This window comes from Nocardioides sp., from assembly GCF_035429765.1.
Lineage (GTDB): Bacteria > Actinomycetota > Actinomycetes > Propionibacteriales > Nocardioidaceae > Nocardioides.
On sequence record NZ_DAOMFK010000128.1, the window covers coordinates 1 to 8,674 of the forward strand.

Below are 8,674 nucleotides of genomic sequence, written 5' to 3' on the forward strand. Positions count from 1 at the left end.
CGAGGGGCACGACCCCGGCACCTGGGCGCGGGCCCTGCGCCGCCTCGTCGAGGAAGACGAGTACGCCGCGCGGCTGGGCGCCGGCGCGCTCCGCCACGCCGCCCTGTTCTCCTGGGAGCGGACGGCGGCCGCGACCCTGGAGGTCTACGAGCAGGCCCGCGAGCGGATGACCGCGGAGCTGGTCCGGTGAGCGCGGAGGTCGTCCGCGGCTACCTCGACGAGCAGGGCATCGAGTTCGACGAGCCCACCGCGGGCCAGTTCTTCTTCTCCCTGCCCGGGGAGCGGCGGCTGCAGACCCCGGTGCGGGTCGAGATCGGCCCGCACACCGTCGCCGTCGACGCGTTCGTCTGCCGCCGGCCCGACGAGCAGCACGAGCGCGTCTACCGCTGGCTGCTGGAGCGCAACCTGCGCACCTACGGCGTCGCGTTCGCCGTCGACGGGCTCGGCGACATCTACCTGCACGGCCGGCTCCCCCTGTCGGTGGTCACCGCCGAGGAGCTCGACCGGCTGCTCGGGGCGCTGCTGGCCACCTCCGACGAGTCCTTCAACACCCTGCTGGAGCTGGGGTTCGAGTCCGCCATCCGCCAGGAGTGGGCGTGGCGCCGCGAACGCGGGGAGTCCACGGCCAACCTCGAGGCGTTCCGCGGCTGGCTGGAGGCCTGACCCCGCGCAACGTCACGTCGGCTCCGTCCGGATGACGTCCCGAAGGCTGTCGGGCGGGCCGGCGGGCCTAGGGTTGAGCCATGCGCCTGGGAGTCGACTTCGGAACAACCCGGACCATCGTGGCCGCGGTGGACCGCGGCAACTACCCCATCGTCGCGTTCCACGACCCCGACGGCGACACCCACGACCACGTCCCGTCGGTGGCCGCCCTGGACCGCGGCCGGCTGGTCTTCGGGCACCGCGCGCTGGCCGCGGCGCGCGACCACGGCGCCCCGCTCGCCCGGTCGTTCAAGCGAGTGCTCGGGTCCCCGGAGGTCCACGCCGGCACCACCGTCCGGCTGGGCGAGACCGAGGTGCCGGTCGTGGAGGTCCTCACCGGCTACCTCGCCGCACTGCGTGAGGAGCTGCGGCAGCGCTCCACGGTCGCCGACCAGCTCGGTGCGACGGTCTCCGCGACCGTGGCCGTGCCCGCCCACGCCTTCGGCGCCCAGCGGTTCCTCACCCTCCAGGCGTTCCGGGCCGCCGGCTTCGACGTCCTCGCGATGCTCAACGAGCCGTCGGCGGCCGGGTTCGAGTACACCCACCGCCACGCCCGCACCCTCACCAGCCACCGCACCCAGGTCGTCGTCTACGACCTGGGCGGCGGCACGTTCGACGCCTCGGTCGTCGGGGTGGAGGGCACCCGTCACGAGGTGCTGTCCTCGGTCGGGCTCAACCACCTCGGTGGCGACGACTTCGACCAGGTGCTCGCCGACCTGGCGGTGGCGGCGGCCGGCGCCGAGGCAGGGGAGGCGCTCGACCGGACGGCGCTGCTCGAGGAGTGCCGGCAGGCCAAGGAGCGGCTGACGCCGCAGTCGCGCAAGATCCTCCTCGAGGTGGCCGACCGGGCCGTCGCAGTCCCGGTCGGCGACTTCTACGAGGCGGCCGGCCCGCTGGTCGAGACCACGCTGGACGCGATGGAGCCTCTCGTCGGGGAGCCCGGCGAGGCCGGCGCCGAGCTCTCGGCGGTGGCCGGGGTCTACCTGGTCGGCGGCGCCAGCGCGCTGCCCCTGGTGCCCCGCCGGCTCCGCGAGCGGTTCGGCCGACGCGTCCACTCCTCGCCGTACCCGGCCGCGTCCACCGCGATCGGCCTGGCCATCGCCGCGGACACCGAGGCCGGCTACTCGCTCTCCGACCGGCTCTCGCGCGGCTTCGGGGTCTTCCGGGAGGGCCGGGCCGGGCAGGAGGTCGCCTTCGACGAGCTCCTCTCGCGCCACGAGCGGGTGTCGCTGGAGGGCGACGTGGTCCTCAGCCGCGCGTACCGGGCGGCCCACAACGTGGGCTGGTTCCGCTTCGTGGAGTACGTCGACCTCGACGTCCGCGGCGAGCCGCAGGGGGCCCTGCTGCCGTTCGCCGACGTGGTCTTCCCGTTCGACGCGCAGCTCCAGGACGGCCGCGACCTGCGCGACGTCGAGGTGCTGCGCGTGGGCCACGGTCCGTGGATCGAGGAGGAGTACGTCATCGACCGGCACGGGATCATCGAGGTCCGCATCACCGACCACGACACCGGCTACCACCGGGCCTTCACGCTCGACCTAGCCGCCGGCAGCTAGCCTGCCTCACCCGGCTCCTCGACCGGGACGCGTGCGGCGACCGGTCGAGGCGTGTACCGGGCGACCGCGACCCCGGCGAGGGCGAGCGCGCCACCGGCGTACGCCAGGGGCGGCGGCGTCTCGGACAGCAGCACCGCGCCCATCACGATGGTGATCGGCGGCACGAGGTACGTCGTTACGCCGAGCCGCGCCGCCGGCATGTGCCGCAGCGCGTAGGCGTAGGTGGTGAACGCGACCGCGGTCGGGAACACGCCGAGGTAGCCCAGCCACAGCAGCGAGCCGGTCGACGCCTGCCCTGCCTCGCGTGCCAGGTCGCCGGCGAACGGCAGGCAGACCAGGGCCCCGACGGTGCAGGCCAGCCAGGTCACCTGGACGGCCGGAAGCCGCGCCACGACCGGCTTCTGCAGGATCACGCTGACCGAGTACACCAGCGCGCAGAGCAGGCACAGCGCCACGCCGAGGACGTCGCCGTGCCCGCCCGGCGCGGCCAGGCTGATCACCGCCACGCCGGCGAACGCCAGCGCCAGTCCGACCGCCAGGAACCGGGTGAACGGCTCGTGGAGGACCACCGCCGCCAGCACCGCGATCAGCACCGGCGAGACCTGCAGCAGCATCGACGCGGTGCCGGCGTCCACCCGCCGCTCGCCGGCGTTGAGGGCGAGGTTGTAGATCCCGAACCACAGCACGCCGATGGCGACCACCGCGACCCACTCCGAGCGGGTCGGCCGCACCAGCCCGCGTCCGAGCGCGGCGACCGCGAGGCAGACCGCGCCCACCAGCAGCCGCCCCAGCGACAGCGCGCCGGGGGAGAACTCGTGGCCCAGGTGCCGGATGCCGACGAACGCCGAGGCCCACAGCACCAGGGTGACCGCGACGGCGGCCACCGGGGCCCAGGGCCGGCTCACGCCTCGTACTTGTAGCCCAGCCCGCGCACCGTCACCAGGTGCTGCGGCTCGGACGGGTCGCGCTCGATCTTGGCGCGCAGCCGCTTCACGTGCACGTCGAGCGTCTTGGTGTCGCCGACGTAGTTGCTGCCCCAGATCCGGTCGATCAGCTGGCCGCGGGTCAGCACCCGGCCCGGGTTGCGCAGGAAGAACTCCAGCAGCTCGAACTCCTTCAGCGGCAGCCGCTGGTCCTTGCCCCGCACGGTGACCTGGTGCCGCTCGACGTCCATCCGCACCGGTCCCGCCTCGATCACGGCCGGGACCAGCTCGGGCTCGGTGCCGCGACGCAGCACCGCCCGGATCCGGGCGACCAGCTCACGCGGGGAGTACGGCTTGGTGACGTAGTCGTCGGCGCCGAGCTCCAGGCCGACGACCTTGTCCACCTCGTCGTCCTTGGCGCTGACCATGATCACCGGCACGTTGGACGTCTGCCGGATCTGGCGGCACACCTCGGTGCCGGGCAGCCCGGGCAGCATCAGGTCGAGCAGCACGATGTCGGCCCCGGTCCGGTCGAACTCCGCCAGGGCGTCGGGACCGGTGGCGGCGAGCGAGACGTCGTACCCCTCCTTGCGGAGCAGGTAGGCGAGCGCGTCGCTGTAGCTCTCCTCGTCCTCGACGACCAGCACTCGAGTCACGGGGCCACCTCTCGCTCGCTCCTGGGCAGGGTCAGCGTAAACGTCGATCCCCGGCCCTCCACCGACCAGACCGACACGTCCCCGCCGTGGGTGGCGGCCACGTGCTTGACGATGGACAGCCCCAGGCCGGTGCCGCCGGTGGAGCGGTGCCGCGCGGGGTCGACCCGGTAGAAGCGCTCGAAGATCCGGTCCACCTCGCCGGCGGGGATCCCGATGCCCTGGTCGGTGACGGAGATCTCCACGGTCTCCCCGGTCCCCTTGGCGGCCACCGCCACCGTGGTGCCGATGCTGGAGTAGGTGACCGCGTTGGAGACCAGGTTGGTCACCGCCGCCGTCACCTGCTCGACGTTGCCGGGCACCACGAGGTCACGCTCGCAGCGCACCACCAGCTCGATGCCGCGGGCGTCCGCGTCGGTGCGGCAGACGTCGGCGGCGGTCGCCAGCACCTCCTCGACCGGCACCGGGACCGGGGTCTCCAGGCGGTCGTCGTCCTGCAGCCGCGACAGCGCGATGATCTCCTGCACCAGTCGGGTGAGCCGGTCGGACTCCTTGAGCATCCGGCGGCTGAAGCGGTGCACGGCTTCCGGGTCGCCGGCGGCGTCGTCGACCGCCTCGGCCAGCAGCCGGATCGCCCCGACCGGGGTCTTCAGCTCGTGGCTGACGTTGGCGACGAAGTCGCGGCGGATGGTCTCCACCCGTCGCTCCCGGGTCCTGTCCTCGACCAGAGCCAGGACCAGCCGGGTGGACAGCGGCGCGACCCGCACGGTCACGTGCCGCTGCGGCAGCCCGGGGCGGGTGAGCAGCAGCTCGTGCTCGCGGATCTGCCCGTCCTGGCGCACCTCGTGGACCAGGGCGGTGAGCTCGTCGACGGCCAGCTCGCTGCCGCGGACCAGTCCCATGGAGTACGCCGGGGCGGAGGCCTTGAGCACCACGTCGTCCTCGTTGACCACGACCGCGCTGCTGCGCAGCACCGACAGCACCGTCGCCACGCCGGCCGGCATCACCGGCTCCTCGACCGGTGGCGGGTAGAGCTGGCGGTCGGAGAAGTGCCAGGCCAGCACCGCTGAGCCCGCCACGAGAGCGCCGACGAGAGCGGCCAGCGCCAGCTCGGTCGTCGGATCCACGGCACCGATCGTACGCAGCCGGCCGGGCGGGCCCGGCCACCGCCGAGGCCCGGACGCACTGTTCACCCGCCGTTCACCCCCCGACTCCGAGGGTTCACCGGCTCTGCCTACGGTGGCCCCATGCGCGAGGCCTTCCACGAACAGCTCGAGACCGTGTTCGCCGACCTGGCGGCGATCTGCCGCGAGGTGGAGAACGCCGTCCACTACGCCACCGAGTCGCTGATGACCGGCGACGCCGCCGTCGCCGAGGCGGTGATCAGCGCGGACGCCCAGATCGACCGGGCCGCCGAGCGGGTCGAGGACCGGGCCTTCGCGATCCTCGCCCTGCAGCAGCCGGTCGCCGGCGACCTGCGCACCGTGGTGGCCGCGCTGCGGATGGTCAGCGAGCTGGAGCGGATGGGGGACCTCTCGGTGCACGTCGCGAAGATCGCCCGGCTGCGGGTGCCCTACCTCGCGGTGCCCGAGGACGCCCGCCCCTCGATGATGCGGATGGCGCAGGTCGCCCAGGACCTGGTGGCCCGGGCCACCCGGGTGATCGCCGACCGTGACGTGGACGCGGCCGCGGAGATGGAGAAGATGGACGACGAGATGGACCAGCTGCGCCGGACCAGCCTCACCGAGCTGCTCTCGGCCGAGTGGGACCACGGCGTGGAGCCGGCCGTCGACATCGCGCTGCTCGGCCGCTACTACGAGCGGATCGCCGACCACGCCGTGTCGGTCGCCCAGCGGGTGATGTACGTCGTCACCGGCCAGCAGCCGCAGGCCACGACCGAGCCCTGACCCGTCGCAAATGGCGGGGCCGGTGTGACTGCTGTGACTGCAGCGCCGCCATTTGTGACGGGTCGCGCGCCATTTGTGACGGGTCGCACCCCATTTGTGCCGGGTCAGCGGCCCTGGCTGGCCACCGCGGCGGCCGCCGCGGCGGCGGCGTCCGGGTCGAGGTACTCCCCGCCCGCCACGGTCGGGGCCAGGTCCTCGTCGAGCCGGTAGACCAGGGGCATGCCGGTGGGGATGTTCAGGCCGGCGATGTCGGCGTCGCTGATCCGGTCCAGGTGCTTGACGATCGCCCGCAGGCTGTTGCCGTGGGCGGCGACCAGCACGGTCAGGCCCGCGCGCAGGTCGGGCACGATCCCCGACTCCCAGTACGGCAGCATCCGCGCGATGACGTCCTTGAGGCACTCGGTGCGCGGCATCTCCTCGCCGAGGTCGGCGTACCGCGGGTCACCGACCTGGGAGAACTCGTCGTCGTCGGCGAGCGGAGGCGGGGGGACGTCGAAGCTGCGGCGCCACAGCATGAACTGCTCCTCGCCGTACTGCTCCAGCGTCTGCTTCTTGTTCTTGCCCTGCAGCGCGCCGTAGTGGCGCTCGTTGAGCCGCCAGGACCGGCGCACCGGGATCCAGTGCCGGTCCGCGGCGTCCAGCGCCAGGCAGGCGGTGTTGATCGCCCGGCGCTGCAGGGAGGTGTGCACCACGTCGGGGAGGAGGCCGGCCTCCCGGATCTGCTCGCCGCCGCGCACCGCCTCGGCGCGGCCCTTGTCGGTGAGTGCGACGTCGACCCACCCGGTGAACTGGTTCTTGGCGTTCCAGTCGCTCTCGCCGTGGCGGAGCAGGATCAGCGTGTAGGTCATCGGGTGGCTCCCCTCTTGGGCTGGCGGCCACGGACCGGGCCGCGGATCGTGACGGCCCGTTCTCAGGCCGAGGTGTCGAGGCCGGCGAAGCTGCCGTCGTCGGGGACCACGAGCACGTCCATGGTCACCTGCTCCTGGGTGCTCAGGTCGATGGTCATCCGCAGGAACTGCCCGGCCTCGAAGTCGCCCTCGACCGTGACGCCCTCGCCGCTGGGCAGGTTGGCCAGGTTCACCAGTCCGCGCGCCGGCACGTCGACCGGCTGGAACTCCGGCACGGTCAGCGGGTCGCCCGCACGGGTGCCCGCGAGCGCGGTCAACGACGCGGCCTCGTCCGCGGAGTTGTTGACCAGGGTGGTCACGAAGGTCCCCGAGCCGGGCTGCGCCGACACGACCACCGCGCCCAGCACGTCGACCGAGGCGTCGCGGTTGTTGGTGCCGTTGGCCGGGACGTACTCCCGCATGGTGGCGTCGTCACGGCCACTGAGCGCGCTGCACCCGGAGAGGGGGATCGCCAGCAGCAGGGCGCCGGTCGCCAGGGCGGTGGAGCGTCGGAGGTGCATGGGTCCTCACCCTTCACGGGTCGTGGGCGGCGACTCGCCGCCCGTGCTGCAGTCTGCGCGGTCAGCCTAGCGGTCCGCGGCCGGTGCCGTCCGCTCGGGTGCGCGCGCCGGGGCCCACCATACGAAAGGCAGATCTGTCAAGCCCCCATTGTGCCTCTGACCTGCGCAAACGCGGTCAGCGCCGGATTCCGGACGTGTTAGACTGGTCACCTAGGAAGGGGCATTTGACACATGACATTCACCGTCGGCGAAACGGTTGTTTACCCAAATCACGGAGCCGCCGTCATCGAGGACATCGAGACGCGGCAGATCAAGGGAGAGGACCGGGAGTACCTCGTCCTACGGATTGTCGCCCAGCAGGACCTGGTGGTCCGGGTGCCTGCGTGCAACCTCGACCTGGTCGGTGTCCGTGACGTGGTGGACCGGGCCGGCCTGGACCGCGTCTTCGACGTGCTGCGGGCCGCCCACGTGGAGGAGCCGACCAACTGGTCGCGCCGCTACAAGGCGAACCTCGAGAAGCTGCACAGCGGCGACGTGATGAAGGTCGCCGAGGTGGTCCGCGACCTGTGGCGTCGCGAGCGTGACCGCGGCCTGTCGGCGGGTGAGAAGCGGATGCTGGCCAAGGCCCGCCAGATCCTGGTCTCCGAGCTGGCGCTGGCCGAGCACACCAACGAGGACAAGGCCGAGACCATCCTCGACGAGGTCCTCGCCTCCTGACCCCGGACGTCCAGGGTCCACTGGGCACCGTGGTCGAGCAGGACCGCGGCGACCTCCCGTTCGCCCTGGTCCACGGCCGGCCCCTGGTGGCCTGCGCCGGTCTCGCCCTGGCCGCGGCCGGCGTCACGCTGGTCGACCTGCCCAGCCGCTGGGCCGACGTGCGGGACGCGGGGGTGCCGCTGGTGCTGCACGACCCGCTGTGCCCGATGACCCCGCCGGACTTCCTGGCCGCCTGCGCGCAGGCGGCCAGGGACGGCGCGGTGGTGGTCGCGGTCCGGCCGGTGACCGACACGGTCAAGGTGGTCCGCGACGGCCTGGTCGGCGCGACGGTGGACCGCGAGGCGCTGCGGATCGTCACCTCGCCGGTCGTCCTGCCCGCAGCCGTCTGCGCGGCGCTGCCCGGCCCGCCCACCGCGGACCTCGCCGCGCTGGCCACCCGCCTGCGCCGCGACCACCCGGTGCGGCTGGTCACCGCACCACCCGAGGGCCGGCGGGTCTCCACCCTCGCGGAGCTGCAGGTCCTCGAGGCGCTCACCGCCCCGGACTGAGGCGGCTACCGCACCAGCCGGGCGACCAGCGCGACGTCCTCCGGGAAGGTCACCTTGACGTTGCGCGCCGAGCCCGGCACCGCGGCGACCTCGAGGTCGGCGTACCTCTCCAGGCAGCCAGCGGTGTCGGTGCCCTCGAACCCCTCCCGCGCCGCCAGCCGGTACGCCGCCAGCAGGGGCGCCGCGCGGAAGGCCTGCGGGGTCTGCACGGCGGCCAGCCCGGTCGGCGGCTCCGGGGCGCCGGCGTCCGCGGCGACCACCCC

The 8,674-nt window shown here is 73.3% G+C and carries 11 protein-coding genes and 1 pseudogene; 6 read left to right on the forward strand and 6 right to left on the reverse strand.

The annotated features are described in order from the left end of the window. From PLP61_RS11820 to PLP61_RS11830, 3 genes and pseudogenes are all read left to right on the forward strand, one after another. Positions 1-190 (forward strand): annotated as a pseudogene (locus PLP61_RS11820) (D-inositol-3-phosphate glycosyltransferase); the annotation flags it as partial. Further along, the gene (locus PLP61_RS11825; RefSeq protein WP_324502915.1) at positions 187-663 is read left to right on the forward strand and encodes a YbjN domain-containing protein; all 477 of its coding nucleotides are present in this window, start codon (positions 187-189) and stop codon (positions 661-663) included. The pseudogene PLP61_RS11820 and the gene PLP61_RS11825, both read left to right, overlap by 4 nt. A gap of 80 nt (positions 664-743) precedes the next feature. Next, the gene (locus tag PLP61_RS11830) at positions 744-2,255 is read left to right on the forward strand and encodes an Hsp70 family protein (RefSeq protein ID WP_324502916.1); all 1,512 of its coding nucleotides are present in this window, start codon (positions 744-746) and stop codon (positions 2,253-2,255) included. On the opposite strand, the gene PLP61_RS11835 is transcribed toward PLP61_RS11830, so the two are convergent. Genes PLP61_RS11835 through PLP61_RS11845 form a run of 3 tightly spaced genes read right to left on the reverse strand, consistent with a single transcriptional unit; the run spans position 2,252 to position 4,958 of the window. Then, entirely contained in the window at positions 2,252-3,160 is a 909-nt protein-coding gene (locus PLP61_RS11835) for a DMT family transporter (RefSeq protein WP_324502917.1), read from the reverse strand. The two genes, PLP61_RS11830 and PLP61_RS11835, sit on opposite strands and share 4 nt — an antisense overlap. Next, a complete protein-coding gene (locus PLP61_RS11840) occupies positions 3,157-3,834 on the reverse strand; it encodes a response regulator (protein ID WP_324502918.1) in 678 nt (225 codons plus the stop codon). Before PLP61_RS11840 ends, PLP61_RS11835 begins: the two co-directional genes overlap by 4 nt. After that, entirely contained in the window at positions 3,831-4,958 is a 1,128-nt protein-coding gene (locus PLP61_RS11845) for a sensor histidine kinase (protein ID WP_324502920.1), read from the reverse strand. Before PLP61_RS11845 ends, PLP61_RS11840 begins: the two co-directional genes overlap by 4 nt. Positions 4,959-5,078: 120 nt before the next feature. Here PLP61_RS11845 and phoU point away from each other — a divergent pair, with 120 nt between their 5' ends. After that, positions 5,079-5,738, forward strand: a complete 660-nt coding sequence (gene phoU, locus PLP61_RS11850; RefSeq protein WP_324502921.1) for a phosphate signaling complex protein PhoU — start codon at positions 5,079-5,081, stop codon at positions 5,736-5,738. Positions 5,739-5,842: 104 nt separating this feature from the next. On the opposite strand, the gene PLP61_RS11855 is transcribed toward phoU, so the two are convergent. Both PLP61_RS11855 and PLP61_RS11860 read right to left on the reverse strand, forming a co-directional pair. Then, entirely contained in the window at positions 5,843-6,586 is a 744-nt protein-coding gene (locus PLP61_RS11855) for a phosphoglyceromutase (protein ID WP_324502922.1), read from the reverse strand. A gap of 62 nt (positions 6,587-6,648) precedes the next feature. Continuing rightward, entirely contained in the window at positions 6,649-7,146 is a 498-nt protein-coding gene (locus tag PLP61_RS11860) for a hypothetical protein (RefSeq protein WP_324502923.1), read from the reverse strand. 231 nt (positions 7,147-7,377) lie between these two features. Between PLP61_RS11860 and PLP61_RS11865 the strand changes: the two genes are divergently transcribed. Together PLP61_RS11865 and PLP61_RS11870 are read left to right on the forward strand one after the other, a co-directional pair. Beyond that, positions 7,378-7,863: a CarD family transcriptional regulator gene (locus tag PLP61_RS11865; RefSeq protein ID WP_324502924.1), complete on the forward strand. Its 486-nt coding sequence runs from the start codon at positions 7,378-7,380 to the stop codon at positions 7,861-7,863. Positions 7,864-7,892: 29 nt separating this feature from the next. Next, positions 7,893-8,411 (forward strand): 2-C-methyl-D-erythritol 4-phosphate cytidylyltransferase, encoded by a 519-nt coding sequence (locus PLP61_RS11870; protein ID WP_324502925.1) that lies wholly within the window; start codon positions 7,893-7,895, stop codon positions 8,409-8,411. 5 nt (positions 8,412-8,416) lie between these two features. Here PLP61_RS11870 and PLP61_RS11875 read toward each other — a convergent pair. Continuing rightward, the coding region (locus tag PLP61_RS11875) for an IspD/TarI family cytidylyltransferase (protein ID WP_324502926.1) at positions 8,417-8,674 on the reverse strand (258 nt) is incomplete at its 5' end.

Excerpts from the sequence above, each read along its gene's own strand:
- PLP61_RS11865 (WP_324502924.1), top strand. The coding sequence starts at position 7,378 with ATGACATTCACCGTCGGCGAAACGGTTGTTTACCCAAATCACGGAGCC.
- PLP61_RS11830 (WP_324502916.1), top strand. The coding sequence starts at position 744 with ATGCGCCTGGGAGTCGACTTCGGAACAACCCGGACCATCGTGGCCGCG.
- phoU (WP_324502921.1), top strand. The coding sequence starts at position 5,079 with ATGCGCGAGGCCTTCCACGAACAGCTCGAGACCGTGTTCGCCGACCTG.
- PLP61_RS11860 (WP_324502923.1), bottom strand. The coding sequence starts at position 7,146 with ATGCACCTCCGACGCTCCACCGCCCTGGCGACCGGCGCCCTGCTGCTG.
- PLP61_RS11855 (WP_324502922.1), bottom strand. The coding sequence starts at position 6,586 with ATGACCTACACGCTGATCCTGCTCCGCCACGGCGAGAGCGACTGGAAC.